Annotated in this window: 17 protein-coding genes and 1 pseudogene; 10 read left to right on the top strand and 8 right to left on the bottom strand. The window is 60.4% G+C overall.

Going from position 1 to position 21512, the window contains the following annotated elements:
• Positions 1-15 precede the first annotated feature (15 nt).
• The gene (locus tag J5289_RS19665) at positions 16-1002 is read right to left on the bottom strand and encodes an ABC transporter permease (RefSeq protein ID WP_219258877.1); all 987 of its coding nucleotides are present in this window, start codon (positions 1000-1002) and stop codon (positions 16-18) included.
• A gap of 8 nt (positions 1003-1010) precedes the next feature.
• Positions 1011-2210 (bottom strand): ROK family transcriptional regulator, encoded by a 1200-nt coding sequence (locus J5289_RS19660; protein ID WP_209185924.1) that lies wholly within the window; start codon positions 2208-2210, stop codon positions 1011-1013.
• A gap of 111 nt (positions 2211-2321) precedes the next feature.
• On the opposite strand from J5289_RS19660, the gene J5289_RS19655 reads away from it, so the two are divergent.
• Positions 2322-3563 (top strand): amidohydrolase family protein, encoded by a 1242-nt coding sequence (locus J5289_RS19655; protein WP_209185923.1) that lies wholly within the window; start codon positions 2322-2324, stop codon positions 3561-3563.
• 102 nt (positions 3564-3665) lie between these two features.
• Here the strand turns inward: J5289_RS19655 and yghX are convergent.
• The 4 genes and pseudogenes from yghX to J5289_RS19635 form a co-directional block, all read right to left on the bottom strand.
• Positions 3666-4552, bottom strand: a pseudogene (gene yghX / locus J5289_RS19650) (YghX family hydrolase).
• A 110-nt stretch (positions 4553-4662) separates the two neighbouring features.
• On the bottom strand, positions 4663-6639 hold the full coding sequence (locus tag J5289_RS19645; RefSeq protein ID WP_209208012.1) for an alpha/beta hydrolase domain-containing protein: 1977 nt from the start codon (positions 6637-6639) through the stop codon (positions 4663-4665).
• A 261-nt stretch (positions 6640-6900) separates the two neighbouring features.
• Positions 6901-8043: a mandelate racemase/muconate lactonizing enzyme family protein gene (locus J5289_RS19640; RefSeq protein WP_209208013.1), complete on the bottom strand. Its 1143-nt coding sequence runs from the start codon at positions 8041-8043 to the stop codon at positions 6901-6903.
• On the bottom strand, positions 8040-9353 hold the full coding sequence (locus J5289_RS19635) for an MFS transporter (protein WP_209185919.1): 1314 nt from the start codon (positions 9351-9353) through the stop codon (positions 8040-8042). Before J5289_RS19635 ends, J5289_RS19640 begins: the two co-directional genes overlap by 4 nt.
• A gap of 111 nt (positions 9354-9464) precedes the next feature.
• Here J5289_RS19635 and J5289_RS19630 point away from each other — a divergent pair, with 111 nt between their 5' ends.
• A complete protein-coding gene (locus tag J5289_RS19630) occupies positions 9465-10364 on the top strand; it encodes a LysR family transcriptional regulator (protein WP_209208014.1) in 900 nt (299 codons plus the stop codon).
• Between the two features lie 210 nt (positions 10365-10574).
• Here the strand turns inward: J5289_RS19630 and J5289_RS19625 are convergent, their stop codons facing one another.
• A complete protein-coding gene (locus tag J5289_RS19625; RefSeq protein WP_247749393.1) occupies positions 10575-11243 on the bottom strand; it encodes a GntR family transcriptional regulator in 669 nt (222 codons plus the stop codon).
• Positions 11244-11371: 128 nt separating this feature from the next.
• Between J5289_RS19625 and J5289_RS19620 the strand changes: the two genes are divergently transcribed.
• The 6 genes from J5289_RS19620 to J5289_RS19595 are packed head-to-tail and all read left to right on the top strand — an operon-like array spanning position 11372 to position 19312.
• Positions 11372-12289, top strand: a complete 918-nt coding sequence (locus tag J5289_RS19620) for an oxaloacetate decarboxylase (RefSeq protein WP_209185917.1) — start codon at positions 11372-11374, stop codon at positions 12287-12289.
• 16 nt (positions 12290-12305) lie between these two features.
• A complete protein-coding gene (gene acnA / locus J5289_RS19615; RefSeq protein WP_209185916.1) occupies positions 12306-14948 on the top strand; it encodes an aconitate hydratase AcnA in 2643 nt (880 codons plus the stop codon).
• Complete coding sequence (locus J5289_RS19610; protein WP_209185915.1) at positions 14945-16351, top strand: MmgE/PrpD family protein; 1407 nt, start codon at positions 14945-14947, stop codon at positions 16349-16351. The genes acnA and J5289_RS19610 overlap by 4 nt, the downstream gene beginning before the upstream one ends.
• Positions 16345-17445: an ornithine cyclodeaminase family protein gene (locus tag J5289_RS19605; protein ID WP_209208015.1), complete on the top strand. Its 1101-nt coding sequence runs from the start codon at positions 16345-16347 to the stop codon at positions 17443-17445. Before J5289_RS19610 ends, J5289_RS19605 begins: the two co-directional genes overlap by 7 nt.
• On the top strand, positions 17430-17966 hold the full coding sequence (locus J5289_RS19600; protein WP_209185912.1) for a tripartite tricarboxylate transporter TctB family protein: 537 nt from the start codon (positions 17430-17432) through the stop codon (positions 17964-17966). The genes J5289_RS19605 and J5289_RS19600 overlap by 16 nt, the downstream gene beginning before the upstream one ends.
• Positions 17966-19312 carry a tripartite tricarboxylate transporter permease gene (locus J5289_RS19595; RefSeq protein ID WP_209185911.1) on the top strand — a complete coding sequence of 449 codons (1347 nt, stop codon included), beginning with the start codon at positions 17966-17968 and terminating at the stop codon, positions 19310-19312. Before J5289_RS19600 ends, J5289_RS19595 begins: the two co-directional genes overlap by 1 nt.
• Here the strand turns inward: J5289_RS19595 and J5289_RS19590 are convergent.
• Entirely contained in the window at positions 19295-20374 is a 1080-nt protein-coding gene (locus J5289_RS19590; RefSeq protein WP_219276603.1) for an IS630 family transposase, read from the bottom strand. The two genes, J5289_RS19595 and J5289_RS19590, sit on opposite strands and share 18 nt — an antisense overlap.
• A 92-nt stretch (positions 20375-20466) precedes the next feature.
• Here J5289_RS19590 and J5289_RS19585 point away from each other — a divergent pair, with 92 nt between their 5' ends.
• Both J5289_RS19585 and J5289_RS19580 read left to right on the top strand, forming a co-directional pair.
• Positions 20467-20634: a hypothetical protein gene (locus J5289_RS19585; protein WP_209186719.1), complete on the top strand. Its 168-nt coding sequence runs from the start codon at positions 20467-20469 to the stop codon at positions 20632-20634.
• A gap of 22 nt (positions 20635-20656) precedes the next feature.
• Positions 20657-21505, top strand: coding sequence for a tripartite tricarboxylate transporter substrate binding protein (locus J5289_RS19580; RefSeq protein WP_209207553.1), 849 nt, complete (start codon positions 20657-20659; stop codon positions 21503-21505).
• Positions 21506-21512: the final 7 nt, after the last annotated feature.

Below are 21512 nucleotides of genomic sequence, written 5' to 3'. Positions count from 1 at the left end.
CTCCTCCGTTGTGGTTCAGCGCAGTTCGCGCTGTTTGCGTTGATAGCTGTCCAGTCCGACGGCGACGAGAATGACCGCCCCCGTTACTGCTGGCTGCCAGAATGGCGAGACACCCAGCAGATTGAGTGCATTGGCGATGATGCCAAGCAGCAAGGTTCCAAGCACGGCGCTCCAGATCTGGCCGACACCGCCGCTGAGCGGCACGCCACCGACCACGACGGCGGCGATCGCTGTCAGCGGCCAGTCGCCGGCGCTGGCCGGCTGGCCGATATTGGTCTGGCCAAGCAGGACGATGCCGGCGATGGCGGCAAACAGGCCGCCGATGCCGTAAGTTGTCAAAAGCACGCGGTCGACATTGATGCCGGCCAGCCGGGCGGCCGCCTTGTTGCCGCCGACGATGTAGATGTAGTGGCCGAGCGTCGTGAAGCGCAGCATCGCCCAGGTGACGATGACGACGGCGGCAAAGATGATCGTCGGCACTGGCACCGGACCGATGCGGCCAAGACCGAGGAAGGTGAAGGATTCAGGCACGCCGTAGACCGGCTGCGCCGATGTTCCGACGAACAGGAAGCCGGTCACCAGCACCTGCGTTGCGAGCGTCGTGACGAAGGGATTGATGCCGATCTTCGAGATGAAGAAACCATTGGCCAGGCCAACGCCGAGCCCGAGCAGCAGTGCGACGATGATGCCGAGCGGCATCGAATAGTTGACGATGACGGCAGCGGCCACCACCGACGACATGGCGCCGACGGCGCCGACGGACAGATCGAAGCCGCCGGTGATGATCATCAGCAGCATGCCGCAGGCAACGATGCCGATAATCGAATTGCGCTGCAAGACGTTGGACAAATTCGCCCAGGTGGCGAAATGCGGCACGGTGAGGCTGAAGCCGATCAGGAGCAGAATGAAGATGATGAAAATCCCGTACGTCGACAGCGACGACCAGGGCAGATTGGCCCAGGGCGATTTCTTATCGGGAACAGCTTCGTTGGTGGATGCCATGTCTGTCATTACGCTCCAATTAACGCGATCGGGCCTGCACCCGTCTTCAATTTGCTGGCCTGGGCGGCCCGGGATTTTTCGCCGGCAAACAGCAAGGTGCCGATCAGTTCGGCCTGCTCGCCCAGGGAGGCGGGCACGACCCGCACATTTTCCGTGGCCCGGGCGATCGAAAAGCGCCGCATCGATTCCCGCAGCGGAACCAGGAGGTTATCGCCGGCCCGCATCAGTTCGCCGCCGACGATGACAATTTCCGGATTGAAATAGTTGCACAATGCGCCGACCGAGCGCCCGACCAGGGCACCGGCGTCCGCAAGAATCCGGTTGGCGCCGACATCGCCGGCCACGGCCATCTTCAACATCTCGTCGGAGGAAATCTCGCCATGCGAGGCGCTCAGCGCTTTCGACAAGGCGTTGACCGAAACCTTGGCTTCCAGGCAGCCGCGGCTGCCGCAGCGGCAGACATCGCCGTGCTCGTCGACGACGACGTGACCGAGTTCGCCGGCGATGCCGCTTGCGCCGCGAAACACCCGGCCATTGATGACAACTCCAAGCCCGACGCCAACGGAGAGCAGCACGTAGAGCGCCACCGTCGTCTCCTTGGCCGCACCATAGGTGCTTTCGGCTAGCGCGCCGAGATTGGCGTCATTGTCCATATAGACAGGCAGCCTCAGCCGCCTGGCAAGGCCACCGGGCACATCGGTGCCGACCCAGCGGGCAAGGATCGAACCGGCATGCAATTGGCCGGTCGCCGCATCGACGGGACCGGGAACGCCGATGCCAACGCCCCTGATCTGCTCGCGGTCGGCGCCGGCCGCAGCAATGATCTGCTCGACGGCCGCAGCGGCGAGATCCAGCGCAGCGTCGGCCGGAACTTCGATGTCGAAATCGCAGGAGATCTGCTCGATGATCCGGTAGTTGGCGTCGGATATGGCAGCCTTGATGAAGATGCGGCCGAAGTCGATGCCGATGAAATAGCCTTTGCGGCCGGCAAGTTCGATCAGCGTTCCGGGCCGTCCGGCCACCTTCTGGCCATCGCTGACTTCAGTGCTTTCGAGAATGATTTCATCGGCGACAAGCGACGAGACAAGCGAAGACATGGTGGAGCGGGAGACGCCGAAGAGGCGGGCAAGTGCCGCCCTCGATTGCGGGCCGCCATGGGTAAGCGCATCGATCACACCAGCGCGAAGACGTGTCTGTAGTGGCGTCATTGAAGAGCTCCTCCTTCCCTAGACCTCGTTTGACACAGGCAAATACATCTGTCAAACCCGTACAAATAAATAGCTTTATATGTCCAAATTTGGACAAATGGGGAGATGGATGTGAGTGTATTGCGGATCAAGGCCGGGCGAATTCTCGCCGGCGCAAAACTCGATTCGATCGAGAACGCAGCTCTCGTCGTCGCTGCCGGCAAGATCGTCGCAATCGAAACCGAAACGGATGCTGGTGGCCATGTCATCGATCTCGGTACGGCAACAATGATGCCTGGCATGATCGACTGCCATATGCATACCTTCGGCGTCGACAGCATGCGGCTGAACACACTTGCGACCGAGCGGGAAGCCTATCGCGCGCCGCGGGCGCTGTTCGAATTGCGGCAGATGCTGGAAGCAGGCTTCACCTCGGCGCGCTGCCTCGGATCCACGATTGGCACGGAAGTGCGCCGCGCAATCGACGAGGGCTTTGCGACAGGACCACGGTTGAAAGTAGCCGGCGCCTTCATCTCCTCGACCTCAGGCACCTGGGATTCCAAGGAAGTGCCGCTCGCAGCCGCTCGGCGCAGCGGCGAACTGGCCGATGGCGTCGACGGTGTCCGTCAGGCTGTCCGTGAACGGGTGCGCGACGGTGCCGACTTTATCAAGCTTGGCCTGTCGAAGGGCGGAGTGCACGACCGCTATCATGCCTGGGGCGACGATCCGCTGGCCCAGATCGCGACGTATAGCGCCGACGAAGTCCGGGCCGCTGTCGATGAGGCCCATCGCAATCGCCTGAAGGTCAGCGCCCATGCCATCGGCGAGGCCGCAGTCGCCCTTGCGCTAGAATGCGATGTCGACATTGTCGAGCACGGCTACGGCATATCCGAGGCGACACGCGAAAAGCTGGTCAATACCGGTACCATCGTGGTCTCGACCATTTCGCAGCTGCATTTCCATCGCCTTGCTTACGATCTCTTCCATTATCCAGACTGGGAACGGGCGGTTTACGAGCGCCATTGGGATATCATGAAGCGGGATTTCCAGCTCGGGCTGAAGGCCGGCGTCCGCTTTGCCCTTGGCACAGACCTTGTCGGCGCGCCGACCCATCCTCTGAAGGAAGCGGCGAATGAGTTCATTCTGGCTGTCGACTGGGGCATGACAGCGCTTCAAGCGCTGCAGGCCGGAACCGTGCTGTCCGCCGAAGTGCTGGGAATTGCCGGCGAAACGGGCACCATCGAACCAGGCAAGGCCGCCGATCTTGTCGCCTTTGCCGGCAATCCGCTGGACGATATTTCGGTCGTAATGCAGCCTTTGTTTGTCATGAAGCAGGGTGTAACGATCATTCAGCCCTCTCGGCAGCCGCAATAGCGGCTGCATGCCTTCTTCTCGCCGGCTGATAAATCTTTCTCCGGCAGGCCTCCTTTGCGATAGGCTGAGGCGGTTGGATAAAATCTGCTCCTGGCCCCGAGATCAGGCGAGATAGCGGTTGAACCAGGCAATGGTCCGCTCCCAGGCAAGCTTGGCAGCAGCCTCGTCGTAGCGCGGTGTCGAATCATTGTGAAAGCCGTGATGGACGTCTGGATAGATGTAGGCCTCGTAGGTCTTTCCGGCTTGTTTGAGGTCTGCCTCATAGGCCGGCCAGCCGGAGGTGATACCTGTGTCGAGGCTGGCGTAATGCAGGAGCAGCGGCGTCTTGATGCGGGCGACATCCTCGGCGCGCGGCTGTCGACCGTAGAACGGTACGGCAGCGCTCAACTCCGGGAAGGCCACGGCCGCCGCGTTGGCGACGCCACCGCCATAGCAGAAGCCGGTGATGCCGACCTTGCCGGTCGTCTCGTCGTGATGCATGAGAAAATCGACTGCGGCAAAGAAATCGTTCATCAGCTTTCCCGGGTCGATCTGCTGCTGCAGTTCCTTGCCCTTCTCATCATTTCCGGGATAGCCGCCGACGGCGCTGAGGCCATCGGGTGCCAGCGCCACGAAGCCGGCCTTGGCGACGCGACGTGCGACGTCCTCGATATAGGGATTGAGACCCCTGTTCTCATGACGACGACGATAGCTGGCACCTTGCCCTTGGCATTGACCGGCCGCACCATGTAGGCGCGGATCTGGCCGTTGCCTTGGGGGGACGGATAGCTGATGTACTCGGCGAGAATGTCAGGATCGGTGAATTCGACCTGCTGGGCGAGCGCATAGCCCGGGCTCATCGAGGCGAGGATCGCCGCCGCTGTCAGGCCGCCGATGGCAAATTTTGCGGCGCGATCGAGAAACTCGCGCTTGGTGATTTTTCCATGGGCATAGTAATCGTAGAGTTCGAGCAGCTCTGGCTGAAAGTCCTTTGCGGTCAGGCGGGTCATTGCACTCTCCCTTGGTTCGAACGATCGATGGGGCCATCGCCGGTGTCAGTCAATGCCAGGTCGCAGGACATGGCGGAAACAGCCACTGGCGTCGCTCCCGCCCTCCGATGTCAACGCCCAACGTTGCTGTCTTCTGCCAGCGTGATGTAGCGATCAGCGTCTTCCTGCAGAAGCACATGCGCCTTCAGCGACGCCGTGGCAGCCGTTGACACCGCCTTCACATAGGCGGCATGTTCCTCCAGTGACGGACGCGGATCGTTGTTGGCGATGCGCTCGGCCTTGGTGGCGGCAAAGGGCAGGAAGCTGCCGAAGCCGTCGCAGCCATCGAGTATCGGGTTAGCGCGATTGTTCCAGCCGGTGTAGGTGCCGATCGGTGCCGCGATGTCGGGCAGCCGCATACCGGCGATCGCATTGCCGTCGGCGTCCACCGCTGGCACCATCGTCGGGTATGGCATGCTCACCAGTTTCGGCGGCCAGGTGGTCAGGATGCCGCTGGCTGCCTGTGGGCCGTAGTCGAACAAGTCACCGGTGTGCATCCGGCCTGTCAAGGTGACGCCCGCGATATGCGGGAAGGCAGCGGCTGCTTGCGTCGGCGCGATCAGCGTGCCGTTGTCCTTGCGCGGCACGAGGCTTGGCGGCGGCGTGGTGCCGTTCGAAGTCCATTGGTCGAGCGCCGTCAGCAGCGCCCGTACCGCCTGGTTGCCGACCAACGGATTGCGTTCATAGGCACACACGGCCTTGCCGGTCACCGGAATCCCATCGCCATGTGGCGGGCCGGTGATGAAAGAGATGCGGACGCCGTCTATGTCGGCAAGGTCGTTGCCGACGGTGTCGGTATGCGCCAGCGCACCGTCCTTCGCCCAGTACTCATTCTCGGAGTTTGCATCGATTACCAGCGGACAGGTTTTGCTCCTGGTGCAGGCGTCCAGCCAGCCTGCGGTCTTGCCGGTCACCGTGTCCTTCGTATCCTTGTAGGTAAAGGGGAACTCGAATTCGGGGAACCAACGATTGATGCGCTGGCGGTGTGTCCGGTAGGGCTGGGCAAAGCGGTAGTTCAAGTACAGGCCGCTACCACCGCCTTCCCAGTTGAGGACGCCATCGATGGCCCGGATGCCCGTCTCGCTTTGGTTGAACCCCAGTTCGACGTAGTCGTGCAGAAAGCGGCAAGGCTGGGAATCGCAGGTCGCCAATATTTTGTCGACCTTGGGGATCGGCGAGCTCTTGTCGCTGCGCAGGAAGACGGCAAAATCGCGCACGGCGGCGTAGCCAAGGCCCGCGATCTTCGGGTTCTTGGCCTGGTAGACCAAATTGAAGAGTTTGCCCGCCTCGAATTTCGTGCCCGATGGCTTGAGGCTGATGCTCATGCCATCCGGATCGAACTGCCATTTGTCGGCAGCGATCGTCGTCGGCTGGTCATCGACCAGGGTGCGCACCATCAGCGACGCCGTGGCGGTGTCGCTGTCGGCCGTCTGATAGGTCAGCCTGCCCTTCTCGGTCTTGCCATCGTCGACCGCATATTCCTCCATGGCCGGCCCGACGATCGGCGAGCCGTCGGCATTGACGGCAATCGGGACCGTCAGCTTGAAGGGGCCGGCGCCGATGCCGGGCATGTCCGGTGAAACCGAATCCCAGCCGCTGACGGCAATCGTATAACCCTGGCGCATCAGAAAACCGTTGCCGGCATCGGCCTTGCTCAATGGATCGTTGTTGTATTTCGGCGCATCATTGAACAGGCCGAAGGTCAGCATGTTGCCACGGTTGTTGATGTCGTAGACGACCTTGTGGTTGCCCTTCGACGCATCGACGGGCCGGAAAATCATGAAATTCGCCGAATAGCCAACCGGCCCTCCGCTCTTGTCAGCGCCTATATCTACGATTTTCGAATTCAGCGGATTTTTTGGATCGACTGCGCCCTTGATCGTTCCCTCGACCCGCTCATAGGCACCGGCGCTGCCGAACGACTGGCCCTCGAAGGCCGGTTGGACTTTGGTAATGGTGATTTCCGTGACCGCCGCATATGCCGGTATCGCAAAAGATCCAAACGACAGAAAGGCGGCGCACAAGGCCAGCCACTGCAACTTCTTCATAAAATCCCCCCGCTGGGCCAAACCCAGGCATTATCAATTTCACTTCGGACGGCGCGGCTTCTTTCCCGAGGGAAGGTGCGCAAGCCGGCCCAGCGACACTCCTCTATCGCTGTCCGTTAACCTTACTTTGGCGGACCAGGCCCGCAACACACTTTTTTGGCATAGGGCAACGCGCCCAATGACAGTGCCGAAAGTCACGGCAGGATGATTTTTTAGGGCCGGCTTTGCCAACGGTTTCCGGCAACCGAACGCGTGGGCGCACTACCCCTGCGACGGGCCAATGGTGATATGGGCGACCCTCCAACGTTCGATGACCTTGGCGTCGAGCGCGATACCGAGGCCCGGCCCAGTCGGGACGCTGATCGTGCCATCCGCGTTGAGGGCCGGATGGCCGGCAAGATCAAGCAGCGGGTTGGGGCCGACGTCGTATTCCAAATAGGGAAAGGCCGATGTCGGTCCGGCCCGGTGCGTCGCCAAGGTCGACAGCAGATGCAGCGCGGCGTGAAAATTCACCGTGCTACCCCAGATATGAGGGATGACCGGTCGATCGAAAAGTTCCGCGAGGGCGACGACACGCAGCACGCCGGTCAGGCCGCCGCAGATGGCGATATCCGGTTGCAGCACATCGAGGGATCCCCGCTGCAGGAACGGCAGGAAGGCTGCGGCGGAACGATAGGTCTCGCCGCCGGCCAGCGCCGACCGCACTTGTTCGGACACCAGACTGTATCCTGCGACGTCCTGTGGGCTGGCCGGCTCCTCGATCCACAGCAGGTCGGCTTCCTCCATCCGCAGGGCGGTAGCGATGGCATTACGCGGCGTGACCGACTGGTTGAAGTCGACCATGAGCGCGGCGTCCTCGCCGATCTGGCGCCGCGCCGCGATGGCAGCGGCCGCATCGTCAACCGGACTAAAACCGCTACGCATTTTGAAGGCACGGAAGCCGCTGGCGAGATAGCCGTCGATCTCCGGCTCGAAATTGCGATAGGGATGGCCGCCCGGCTTAAAGAATGGACCGCTGGCATAGGCCAGCACCTGTTCGCGCACCGCGCCGCCGAGCAGGGTCGACAGTGGCACGTCGTAGAGGCGGGCGGTAAGATCATGAAGCGCCATGTCCATGGCCGCCACCGCCGTCATGCCCGGCTCACCGCCGGCCGCATCCCGCAGGGTCTGCCAGAGGCGGCCGATATGCGACGGGTCCTGGCCGATAACGCAGGCCGCCAGGCTCGTCTCGATCAGTTTTGCCGCCACCACCGGCGCCACCCAGGCCTCGCCCCATCCGGACACGCCGTCCGCAATGATCTCGACAAGCAGCGTATCGCGGCTGGCGAAGAACATCAGCGCGTTACCGATCGGCTCCGACAGCGGCGCCGACAGAAGATGGAGTTTGACCTGGGTGATTTTCATGCGGTTGCTCTGATGTGACGAGGATCCGGTTTGGGCTTCAGCAGGTCGCGCATGCTATGGCCTAGAACCAGAATGGCGACGGCCGTGACCGCCATGGAGACCGCCAGGAACAGCAGCGATCCCGTAAAACTTCCGGTGGCATCGCGCACCCAGCCGATGATTGACGGGCCGAAGAAGCCGCCAGTGCTGCCGACCGAGTTGACCAGGGCGATGCCGGCGGCAGCGGCGGTGCCGGTCAGCAGCGTCGACGGAAAGATCCAGATGTTCGGCGATGCGCCACCGATGCCGGCAGCGCCGATCGTCAGGCCGATCAGCCCGAGGATCGGATTGCTGGAAAAGGCCGCCAGCGCAAAGCCGATCGCACTGGCAAGAAAAGGACCCGCCGCATGCCAGACGCGGTCGCCGGTCTTGTCGGCATGGAGTCCGACCAAGATCATTGCCAGCACGGTGAACAAAGCTGGAATGGCCGTGACAAATCCCGTCTGCAGGTTCGAAAGGCCAAACTGTTTGACGAATTGCGGCATCCAGACCGCGACCCCGGTCGTACCCATGACCAAGCCAACTGCAATGAGGCACATCAGCAGCACCCTTGGATCGAACAGGGCTTTTTTCACGGAAAAATGCTCGACCGTCTCCTGGGCCTGACGCTCACTGTCGATCTTCGATGCCAGCCAGCTTCGCTCGTCGGCGGTTAGAAAGCTGGCTGTCTTTGGTGAGTCTGGCAGGTAGAAGAGCACGGCCAGTCCCATGATGACCGCCGGAAACGCTTCGATCAAGAACATCCACTGCCATCCAAAAAGTCCGCCTGCGCCGTTGAGGCCCTCTATCACCAGACTGGAGACCGGCGCGCCGATCATCGAGGCAAGTGGCACGGCAATGTTGAAAGTCGCGAACATGCGGGCGCGATAGGCTTTGGGAAACCAAAGCGTTAGAAAGAAGATCATGCCGGGGAAAAACCCGGCTTCTGCAGCGCCCAGCAGAATCCTGACAATGTAGAAGCTGGAAGGATCCCAAACGAAGGCGGTTGCGGCCGACAGTATACCCCAGCTGATCAGGATGCGGGCGATCCACAGCCGGGCGCCGACGCGCGCCAGGATCAGGTTGCTCGGCAGTTCGCAGAGCACGTAGCCAAGAAAGAAGATGCCGGCGCCGAAGCCGAAGGCCGTGGCCGAAAAGCCGAGGTCCTTGCTCATCGTCAGCGCTGCAAAGCCGATATTGACGCGATCAAGAAAGGCGGCGAAATAGCACAGCATCAGAATGGGCAGGATGCGTCTTGCCGCCTTGGCGATAATATCTTTCCGGTCGTCCATAATTTCGTCCCCCCTCAAGGCCCCTCCAGGCCGTTCCTCGTCGACTCGTATGCAACATTGACTTTGACAAACCAAATGAGTTTTTTAAGCGAGTTCACATAGGAATTTCCAATGACGCGCATAACGCTCGCCCAGATTGAGGCTTTCTTCTGGACTGTCGAGCTGGGATCCGCGCAGAAGGCCGCGGACCATCTTCATCTGGCGCAGCCATCCATTTCGCTCCGCCTCAAAGACCTTCGCGATGCGGTCGGAAGCGAGCTCCTGCAACGGACCGGCAAGGGCATGGTTTTGACAGCGGAGGGTCGTGCTTTTCTGCCGAGAGCCCATGTCATCATGACCGAGGTAGGGTCGATGCAGAACAGCGACGCCTCAAACGGCGTCGCCGGCACGATCCGGGTTGGCTTAGCCGAAGGTTTTGCTGTCAACTGCCTGGCACCGCTGCTTGCGGGCCTCCTGGAAGACCATCCGAAACTATCGCCCGAATGGGTGGTATCGACGAGCACGACTCTTGAGACGGCGTTGGTCGACGATGGATTGGATGTCGCCATTCTCCTCAATCCCATCGGGCACGAGAAGGTCACATTGAAGCCGCTCGGGCCGCAGCCGACGAGTTGGGTCGCACCAGCAGCATGGAAGATCGATCGCGCCGTCTCGCCGAAAGACCTTTGGGACAAGCCGATCATCTGCAATCCCTCGCCTTCGGCGATGCATCGGCAGATGAGCTACTGGTTTGCGAACGCCAACATACAACCTGTCAATGTCAGCAGTTGCACAAGCGTGGCGGTCATCGCCGAACTGGTGGCCTCCGGGCTGGGAGCGGCCATCCTGCCGACGCGCATGGCGGCCCGTCATCTGTCAGAAGAAACGATGCAACTGCTGCCGTCCAATCCCGGGATCGAGAACGGCAGACTGTTCGTCGGCTTCCGGAAAGGCACCATCGATCCGAAGGGCATCGCCGTGGAAACCACGACCGCACGGATTCTGGACAAAATCGGATACCATTTGGCCTGATAAGAGCAGGAACAGACAGAAAGCTGGATCCACCGCGACCGCCGCAAAGGCCGCGAAGTCCTCGCGCAGGCCCAGGTCCGCATCGTGCCTCGCCGCCGCCGCTCAGCGTCGTGGAAGATCGAGGCTCGAAACTCCTGATAGTTGCGGATGTCCGCCGGCTTGCATTAATTGAGCGAGTACTGGCCGTTCTAGGGTAGGCCCCCTTGCCCGTCAGCCTTCTTTTAGCGCTTCCGTTCGTCTGCTACGCGCTGCCAGGATATGCCGCCGCATTAAAATTTCGGCGAGCTCCGCGTCTCGGTCAGCGATTGCGTCCACAACGCGGCGGTGCTCGTCGATTGCCCGCAATCTGAGCGGCTTATGCCCAACCGGGGTCCCCCTGTAGAGTTTCAGCAGCGGATAAAGTTCGCCGCAAAGCAAACCGATCAGCATGGGATTCCGGCTGCAGTTTGCAACTGCCACATGAAAGTCCCGATCCAATTGTTCATAGGCACCGTCGGTGGTTTCCATGGCGCCGTCGGATACCGATGTTGGACCAGCGACGGCGGCACGCAAAGCAACAATCTCGGCCTCGGTCGCATTCAGTGCCGCCATGCGTGCTGCCATGCCTTCCAGCGCCTCGCGAACGACGAAGAGTTCCAAAAGCGCCTGTGCTGACGGCTTGATGACGCGCGGTCCCTGGTTGGCCGATCGGGTGATCAGTTTCCTCTCCTGCAAGCGGTGAAGCGCTTCCCTCAGCGGACCGCGGCTAACGCCGTAAGCACGTGCCAAGGCAGGCTCAGAGATCTTTGATCCAGCCGCGAGCTCACCGTCAAGAATGGCAGCGGTAAGGCGTTGGTAGACCTGTTCAGCCAGCGTCATCTCTTTATTGGTTGTTTCCATATCAGTTCCAATCTGTTGACACTTTTGCTCACGAACGGCTAATTACGCCTCAAAACTGAACGATTTACCAAGAAGTGTTGACAACTCAAATCCTGGAGTAGAATATGACCTATCATTGGGAGGATACAATGACGACACCTAAATCATCGACGCCAGCGGCACGACTGCGGGCTCTTTTGGCAGAGCCGGGCATCCTGGTCTGCCCAGGCGTCTTCGATGGCTATAGTCTCAGGCTCATCGAGCAGATGGGATTCAAGACCGCGAATATTACCGGCGCAGGTCTCAGTGAAAGCAATCTCGGTTGGGCTGACGTCGGCATCATGGGCTACGCAGAAAATGTTCGCGCTTCCGGTGCATTGGCTGCGATCAGCACGATCCCGCTGTCTGCAGACGGCGACACTGGATATGGCAATGCACTTAACGTGTATTTCACCGTCCAGGGGTTCGATCGCGCTGGCATCGCCTGCTTGCTGATCGAAGACCAGGTATGGCCGAAGCGTTGCGGCCACATGGAAGGCAAGCAAGTCATTTCCGCAGAGGAGCATGTCGAGAAAATCCAGGCGGCTGCCGAGGCTCGCATAGATCCCGACTTCGTTATCAAGGCCCGCACAGACTCGACCGCTATTTACGGTGTCGGTGAAGCTATCCGCCGCCTGAACCTCTACGCGGAAGCCGGTGCCGACATGCTTTTTGCCGATGCCTTGCGTTCTGCCGAGGACATAGCGACCGTCGCGCGGAACGTCAGCAAGCCGCTTTCCGTCAATATGGGTTTTGGTATCCGTCAGCGATCCACAACACCACTGCTTTCAGCCCGCCAGCTTGAGGACATGGGCGTTAAGGCAGTCTCTTATCCCCGCATGCTGACGGCTGCCGCGATTCAGGGCATGAAAAACGCTCTTGATGTTTTCGGCCAGTCTATCCGGGAAGAACGGGTCATCGAGCGGCCCGATCTGCTGGTCCCCTTCGACGAGCTGAACGATCTGATGGGAATGACCCATCTCGAAGAGCTTCAGAAGACCTTCGCACCCGTCGGACTCAAGCCATAACTGAGGGAGCGGCGACGTGGGAAATTCCTTCGAGACACTCCGTAATCTTAGTGCGGACATACAGTATCACAGCCTCGATGCGCTTGCTGAAGCGCTTGATGTCGATCTTCGCAGAATGCCGGTATCGCTCAAGGTACTTCTGGAAAATCTGGTTCGTTACGAAGATGATGTCACTGTTTCCCGTGAGGACATTTCGACGCTCGCGCGCTGGCCTGCAAACGACGCACTGACGCGAGAACTTGCCTTCCATCCGGCGCGCGTTCTGATGCCGGACTCATCGGGTGTTCCGCTGCTGATCGATCTGGCCGCAATGCGGGATGCCATGGTCGCCCGGGGTCTCGACCCTCGCCGTGTCGATCCGGTGGTGCCGACGGAAATGGTTATCGATCATTCCGTGCGGGCAGACTTCACCGCATCGGCCGACGCGTTCGGCAAGAACCTTGCCAATGAGCTTGAGCGCAATAAAGAGCGGTATGGCGTGGTGCGTTGGGCCATGTCGCAATTCAAGAACCTTCGTGTCGTGCCGCCGGGCAACGGCATCGTCCATCAGGTGAATATCGAATATTTCGCCCAGGTGGTGTCGCTTGCGCCGCATGGAAATGGGCGGATTGCCTTTCCCGACAGCTTGGTGGGAATGGACAGCCATACGCCGATGGTCAATGGCATGGGCGTCTTCGGATGGGGCGTCGGCGGCATCGAGGCAGCAACGGCGATGTTCAACCAGCCGGTCGGCTTGCAGACGCCGAGGGTGGTCGGTTGTCGCTTGGTTGGCGAGCCGCGCCCCGGGGTGATGTGTACCGATATCGTTCTGTCCCTGACCCGCTTCCTGCGGAACGCCAATGTACTCGCGGCAGTCGTCGAATTCTGTGGTCCGGCAGTCGGGCACCTGACACTGCCTGACCGCGCGACGATCGCCAATATGGCCGCAGAATACGGGGCGACGATGGGATTCTTTCCTGTCGATGCCGAAACCCTCCGCTATCTCAAGCAAACCGGCAGGACTGCCGAACATATCGATCTGGTCGAGCGCTACACCAAGGCCCAGGGCCTGTGGCGTTCGGAAGAACCGCTGTTTCAGGACATTTTGGAATTCGACATCTCTGGCGTCGAGGCCTGCCTCGCCGGGCCCTCGCGACCCGAAAGCCTCGTTCCGCTTAGGGATGTTCCGGATCGCTTTCGCAGCGCCTATAGCGAGTTCGGCGCGGGAGAAACACCGCCTCCGAGCCCGAGCATCGCGCGGCGGCCGCTGCAGCATGGTGATATCGCCATAGCGTCGATTGCATCCTGCACAAACACCGCAAATCCGCATCAGGTCATTGCCGCCGGTCTTCTTGCCCGTAATGCGGTCGCCCGTGGCCTGGCAGTCAAGCCGTGGATCAAGACGTCCTTTTCGCCGGGTTCGCGCGTGGTTCCGGCGATGCTCGACAAAGCAGACCTTTCGTCGTCTCTTGATGCACTCGGATTCAACGTCGTTGGCTTCGGCTGCATGAGTTGTGGCAGCAGCGCCGGCGCGCTGGCAGCCGATGTGGCGGCCGAAATTGCCGACAGCAAATTGGTGATGGCCGGCGTCATATCGAGCAACCGCAATTTCGATGGGCGTCTCAGTGCTTCCGTGCGCGGCACGTTTCTGGCCTCCCCGCCGCTTGTCGTCGCCTATGCGTTGTCGGGCTCGGTGCTTGGCGATCTGACGACGATGCCGCTTGGAGAAGATCGATCCGGCATGCCGGTCTACCTTGCCGATATCTGGCCCTCGGACTCCGAAATTCAGCGTGTCGTTGCAGCGTCTTTGACCGAGGACCTGTTCCGAAATGCTTATGATGTCTTTGCGGATCCAGGTCCGGAATGGTCGCGGATCCAGTCCGGAACGGAAAACGTCTTTCCGTGGGATCCGGAAAGCATGTTTTTGCGGGCGCCACCCTTTCTGGATTTGCCCGGTGAAACGGACGCGCCCATCCTGGATGCGCGCATCCTGCTGCTGCTCGGCGACGACATCAATACGGATCACATATCCCCCGGCAATCTCATTCCGGCCAACACGGATGCCGGTGTCTATCTTTCCGAACATGCCGTCGCGCCGGAGCGGTTTGGCACCTATATCAGCCGTCGTGCCAACCATGAGGTCATGGTTCGCGGAACCTTTGCCAATCTCAGGCTCAAGAATGAGATGCTGCGGGGGCGCGAGGGTGGCTTTACGCGCCATCAGCCCGACGGCGAGATCATGACCGTGTTTCAAGCGTCTGAACGCTATGCCGCCGAGGGCCGGCAGGTCATCGTCGTTGCAGGCCGAAATTATGGTTGCGGATCTTCCAGGGATTGGGCGGCGAAGGGCACGCGCCTGCTTGGGGTGCGTGCGGTCATTGCCGAGAGCTTCGAGCGAATCCATCGGTCCAACCTGGTGGGAATGGGTGTCTTGCCGCTGCAATTTCCGCTCGGCATGAATCGCAAGACGCTTAGACTGACCGGCGCCGAGAGCTTCGATGTTCCCGATATCTCCGTCGCCTTGATCCCGGGCGGCAGGGTGCCGGTAGTGATCCATCGCCCAGGTGGCGAAACGGAGACCATTCATCTTGTTTCACGTGTTGACACCAAACGGGAAGCCGAATGGGTTTGCCATGGCGGTATCCTTCCCTATGTTCTCAATCAGTTGGTAGCAGCATGACCACGACGCGTCCCAGTCTGACTTCCCGCATATGCGACGAGATCGTCACTGCGGCTTCGGCTCCACTTGCGGGAGACGTCCAGCGAGCTGCCCGGCAGCTTTTTCTCGATGGCATTTCGGTTGCCGTGGCTGGTGCCCGCCTGGAGGAAGCGCCGCGCCTGCTCCTCGATCATTTCGAAGATTCGTTGACCGGCAACGGCGGCGGCAGCACCGCGAGCGTGTTTGGGCTCAATACACGGCTTGGCACAGTCCCGGCAGCGCTTGTCAACGGCGCGTCGATGCATGTGCTGGACTTCGAGCCCATGTGGCTGCCGGCGACACACGCCCTTTCGCCGGCACTAGCCCCGACGCTCGCCCTTGGGCAGGCGCTGGGTGGCGATGGTGCCAAGATGCTGAAGGCCATCGTCCTCGGTATCGAAATCCAGGGCCGCTTGCGCCAGGCCGCCGGCAAGCTGCAGTCGCACGAGCTGAAATTCCATCCGCCGGGCTTTGTCGGACCGATCGGCGCTGCCGTTGCGTCCGGTTTTCTGCTCGACTTTGACGCCGGGCAATATGCCAATGCGATCGGCATAGCTGGGTCCCGTTGCGGTAGCCTATTCGCCAATCTCGGCACGATGACAAAGTCCAGTCACACTGCATATGCCGCAGCGATGGGGCTCGAAGCGGCCCTGCTGACGCGCCGCGGCTTTACCGGCACCAAGACCTTGTTCGATCCTGCTCCGCAGAGTTATGGGGAAGCCTTCTTCCCGAACGGGTTCAATGCGGAGCAACTTCTTGATTTTGGAAAGCCGTTCCGCGTGGTCGATCCCGGCTATGCGATCAAGATCTTTCCGGCAAAATTCTCGACGCATTATGCGATCACAGCTGCGTTGATGGCACGCCCGCAGGTCCCGGCTATTGAGGCAATCAAGACCGTGCGGATTCGAGCAGCTGACGTGCCGTCCAGTGATCGGCCCAATCCCGCTTCTGGGCTGGATGGCAAATTCAGCCTCCAATATACGGCAGCTGCCGCTTTGCTGGATGGCAATGTCGGCCTTGCCAGCTTCACCGACGACATGTTGAGAAGACCGGACATGCAGGCATTGCTCGGCAAGATGCAGGTGACATTGTCGCGAGAGATCCCAAGCATATACACCGACGGCCGATACCTCGATCTTGAGGTGGAGTTGGAAGACGGCCGCATCATCGCGACGCGGTGCGACAGACCACGCGGCTCCTGGGGTGCGCCGCCGATCACCGAGGAAGAACATCACGGCAAAGCCCGCGATTGTCTCGCAACCTGGTTGGACGCTCAAAGCGTAGAGCGTTTCGTTGATGGTTGCGACCGCATTGCCGAGCTTGATGCTGCCGAAGTGTCGATGCTTCTGGACCTTGCGAGTACGGGAGGTCGCGTCGCATGCTGATGATCGACAATGAAGTCGTCGCCAAGGTGCTGACCACCAGGGACTGCATCGACATCCAGGAACGCGCTTTTGCGGGCATTCTGACCGGGGCCTCGGTTTCGCGTCCGCGGCTCGACACCTTCATGCCGGCAGCTGACGACGATTCTTACTACCGTTTCGGATCAGTGGAGGGCGCTGCGGAAGGTGTGCATGCCGTGAGACTGAAATCCGACGTGATGAGCTGGCCGCGCCGCCCGGATGGTAGCTGGTCGGAAAAGAAATATTGCATGCAGCCCGGCACTTACTGTGGGCTCGTGCTGCTGTTCAGCACGGCAGACGGAGAGCCGCTGGCAATCATAAGCGATGGCCACCTTCAGCATGTGCGCGTGGGTGCTGCTGCCGGCCTTGGCGCGAAATTGCTTTCTCGGCCGGACTCCCATCGTCTTGGCCTGATCGGATCAGGCGGAATGGCCGAGACTTTGCTGGAAGCCATGCTCGCCATCCGACCGATCGACACCGTCCGTCTCTACAGCCGCACCGAGGCAAACCGCCAGGCATTTGCGGCGCGAATGGGTGAAAAGCTCGGCGTACGAATAGATGTTGTCGATAGCGCGCAAGAAGCGGCACAAGGCGCAGACATCCTGGCCGCGGCGACCGACAGCATGTCACCGGTCATCGAAGCCGAATGGTTGGAACCCGGCATGCATGTCGTCGGGATTGGTCCAATCGATCTCGCCCCGGCCTGCGAGGCCCGTATCGATCTCGTAGTCCGCCAGGGCGAGGAAGCCTTTGATATGCCGGAGAGCGGAGCCTTCCGTCGAGATCTGGGCCACAGCCGAAGCGCCTTTGTTGGCGGCAGTCCGGAAGAGCAGCGCCGCCTGCCGCCGGTTATGCCAAAGCAGCGATCCCACCGAACCTGGCCATTTTATGCTGATGTAATTTCAGGTCGGGCAGATGGACGGACGAGTCCTGACCAGATCACCCAATACCGACCGGTTGGCAACTGGGGCATCCAGTTTGCAGCCTGCGGTGCGCTCGCCTATCGCGAAGCCAAGGCCCGTGGCCTTGGACGCGAATTGCCGACAGAATGGTTTGTGCAATGCATAAAGAACTAGACCCCGCCACGGCCACGTCCCTGCCTGTTATAACGATTGGCCTGCGCCGTGTTGCCGTCGATATAGCGCATCTCGCTTTCGCAACCGCAATCGCCGCCTGGTGTGGCTGGTACGCATTCGATGCATGGAGCGCGCAAAAAACCGTTGCAAACCTGATCATGATCGTGCCGTCCACGGTCGGCGGCATCATCCTCTATGTGTTTGTGGCGGTTGGCTGTTTTCACAGCCTCAACTTGCGGCAGCCTGAGGTCCTTTGCGAGCGCAGTCCGCTGGAAAGGGGCAAGGGACTGAAGATTGCCGGAACGATGGCGATGCTGTTCGGCTTCGTCATCGTCAGCCCTACTGTCGGGTTCGACGTTGCCTGTCTTCTTTATGTCGGCGGCATGCTGATTTTCCTGGGTGAGCGGCGCCCGCTTCCGCTGATCCTCATTCCGGTCATCTTCTGCGCTATTGCCATCTACTGCTTCAGCCAGATCCTCTACACACCTCTGCCACTCTTCTTCTTTGGAGGAGACAACTGATGATCGATTTCAACGCGCTCATGTCGGCGTTCCATCTCCTCGGTGGCTCATGGGAACCTTGGCTTGTTGTGGTTCCCGGCATTCTCATCGGCTTGGCCATCCATGCCGTTCCGGGCCTGACCACCTCTATGGCGCTGGCCATCTGCCTGCCGCTCATTCCGTACATGGATTTCTTGCAGGCGCTGATCTTCATGACGGCCATGTATGGCGGCGCATTGTTCGGTGTGGCCATTCCAGCGGTGCTCCTCAACGTTCCGGGTTCCGCCGCGGCGGTTGGTACGACGTTCGACGGCTTTCCGATGGCACAGGCCGGCAAGCACAACGAAGCGCTTGGGCTGGCGCTATGCTCGTCCTGCCGTGGTCAATTGCTCGCTTATCTGATCCTGCTCGTCCTTGCCGAACCGATCGCCAATTTTTCGATCAAACTCGGCCCTCCTGAAATGCTGGTGGTCTCCATTTGGGGGCTGACACTAATTGCCCGCCTGCGCGGCAGGCATCTTGCCCGTGGCCTGTTTGCCGGCATTTTCGGATTGCTGCTCGGCACCGTGGGCATGAGCGCCCAAGGTGCTGCACGCGGCACGTTCGGTATTGCGGAAATGCTGGACGGCGTTCCCCTCGTACCCGCAATCGTCGGCCTGTTTGCGGCAGCCGAGCTCTTCAATCTTGTCGGACGCGACTACATCATCACGGACACCACGCGGCGCGGTGTGAACGCGCGGCGGATCCTCGCCGGCGTAGCGGAAACCTTTCGGCATCCCGGCACCGTTCTTCGGGGCGCGTTGCTGGGTACGGGCATCGGCATATTGCCGGGCGGCCACGCGATCGCCAACCTCCTGTCCTATTCCGAGGCGCGTCGCGCCGCCAAGGATCCGGAAAGCTTCGGCACTGGCGATCCGCGCGGCATCATTGCAGCCGAGTCCGCCAATGCCAGTTCGGAAGGAGGTTCGATGGCAACGCTGTTGGCCCTCGGCATCCCGACCGGCGGTGCCACAGCGGTGATGCTGGTGGCTTTTGGCATGCATGACATTACCGATGGCCCCGCTTTCATGCGTGACCACAAAGACATCGTCTACGCTGTTATTCTCTCAAGCCTGGCGCAGGTCTTCATTCTCGGCATCCTTGGTTTCTGCTTCATTTTCGTCGCTGGTTTCATCGTCAAGGTCCGACTGCGCGCATTGGTGCCGATTGTTCTGGCACTTGCGGTGATAGGGAGCTTCGCCCTCGCGCAAAACATGGCAGGGCCCATCACACTGGCGATATTCGCGATCATTGGTTGGCTGATGCAGCGGTTCGACTATCCAGTTGCGGCCGCCGTCGTGGGACTGCTGCTAGTGGATGGAATCTAACGCTTGGTGCCCGCGTTTAACGGCGGCGATGATTTTGTCGGGATCGGCGGTCCAAGTGAAGGGCTTTGGCTTTTTGTTGTGCTCAACGAGGAAACGGTTGATGGCGGCCTGGAGATCGACGACGGAATGGAAAACGCCGCGTTTCAGACGCCGCTTCGACAGCCTGGCGAAGAAACCCTCCACCGCGTTGAGCCATGAGCTTGAAGTCGGAGTGAAGTGGAAGGTGAAACGCTCGTGACGGTCGAGCCAGGCTCTCACCTTGGGATGCTTGTGGGCAGCATAGTTGTCGAGGATGACGTGGACGGCCTTGTCGTCCGGCACCTGGGCGTTAATGGCGTTGAGGAAGCGGATGAACTCCTGATGACGATGACGCTGCATGTTGCGACCGATGACGGTGCCGTCGAGCACGTTGAGGGCGGCAAACAGCGTGGTTGTGCCGTGCCGCTTGTAGTCGTGGGTCATGGTGCCGAGCCGACCCTTCTTCATCGGCAGGCCCGGCTGGGTGCGGTCGAGCGCCTGGATTTGGCTTTTCTCATCGACCGACAACACGACGGCGTGGGCTGGCGGATCAACATAGAGGCCGACAACGTCTCGCAGCTTGTCGACGAATTTCGGGTCGTTGGACAATTTGAACTGCCGCCACCGATGAGGTGCGAGGCCATGCGCTTTCCAGATACGCCTGACTGCGCTGGCGCTGATGCCGGCGGCCGTCGCCATCATGTCGGCCGTCCAGTGCGTCGTCTCGCCCGGCGGATCAGCCAGCGTCAGGGCCACCACACGCTCGGCGACATCGGGTCCGAGCCGCACAATACGCGACGGCCGCGTCTTGTCGCGCAGGAGACCCTCGACGCCTTCTGTGGCGAAGCGCTCTTGCCAGCGCCATACGCAGGTCTTCGATTTGCAGGTCTGGCGCATAATCTCGACAGTCCCGACGCCATCGGCACTCAGCAGGATGATCTCGGCCCGCCAGACGTGCTTTTGGGGCGCATTGCGATCCCTGGTCAAGGCCATCAGGCGTTGGTGATCTGTTGGCGAAACGGTGAACGATATTCCTGTGCGCATGCGCCAGACTCGCATGCCAACCCAGCAAATGGAATCCCATACAGGACTCTTATGTCAGGCGGTAACCACTAGGACGGCTGACGGAAGGCGCCATGTTGAGAAGCTATCAGATGAGTGGCGGCGATGCCGGGTTCTTTCTGACCCGGCCCATCGCGCTCGTCATGCTGGCCTTGCTGGTCGCGCTGCTGGTCTGGCCCGCAGTCCGCGCTGCCATCTCAAGATCACGACACACGAAGGTCAATAGCAAGACGACTTCATAAGAACCAACGGGAGGAGGACTTTATGATTATTAATCGCAGAACTTTTTTAGGCATTAGTGCGACCGCCTTGGCAACGCCCTACATGATGCGCAACGCTTCCGCTGCCGCTCCGTGGCCGCGCCGTCCTATTTCGATTCTGGTGCCATTCGACGCCGGCGGTAGCGTTGATCGCATGGCGCGTGGCTTTGCGCAATATATGCCAAAATACCTTGGTCAGCCGATGACAGTCGTAGACCGCGCCGGCGCCGGAGGCATGATCGGCACAACTTGGTTTTTGCAGCAGCCCGCTGATGGCTACAACGTCATGCTGACGCCAGCAACACCGTTCATTCCGGTCAATATCCTTGTGACGAAAGCACCGTTTACGCTCGACTCCTTTACCTTCGTCAACGCGCAATGGTCGGACGACACGATCCTGCTTGTTCCAAAAGACAAGCCGTGGAAGACCGCGAAGGAACTCATCGACGCCATTCGCGCAAACCCTGGCACCATCAGCACCGGGGTCGATTTCGGCTCCGTTGGTCACATCACGACCATGGCGCTACTGAGTTCACTTGGATTGAAACCAGATGCGGTCCGCATCGTCACATTTGACGGCGCAGGTGCAATGCGAACGGCACTCGCAGGTGGACAAGTCGACTTCAACATCGGCCAGGCTGAGGGTGCCGACTTTATCCGAGAGTTTATCCGACCCTTGGCAGTGTTTCTCGATCATCGCCGGCCCGACTTCGATGCGCCGCCGATCAACGAAGTTCTGAAGGAATACAATACCTCTGTGCCGATCATCCCCGGTTCGGTGCGAACGTTTGTTTTTCCGGCGGCCTTCAAGACGAAGCATTCGGCCGATTACGACAAATTCATCACCGCGTAGAAGGCGA

The organism is Rhizobium sp. B230/85 (assembly GCF_019355735.1).
Taxonomy (GTDB): domain Bacteria; phylum Pseudomonadota; class Alphaproteobacteria; order Rhizobiales; family Rhizobiaceae; genus Rhizobium; species Rhizobium rhododendri.
This window is presented reverse-complemented; position numbering and strand designations above follow the sequence as displayed.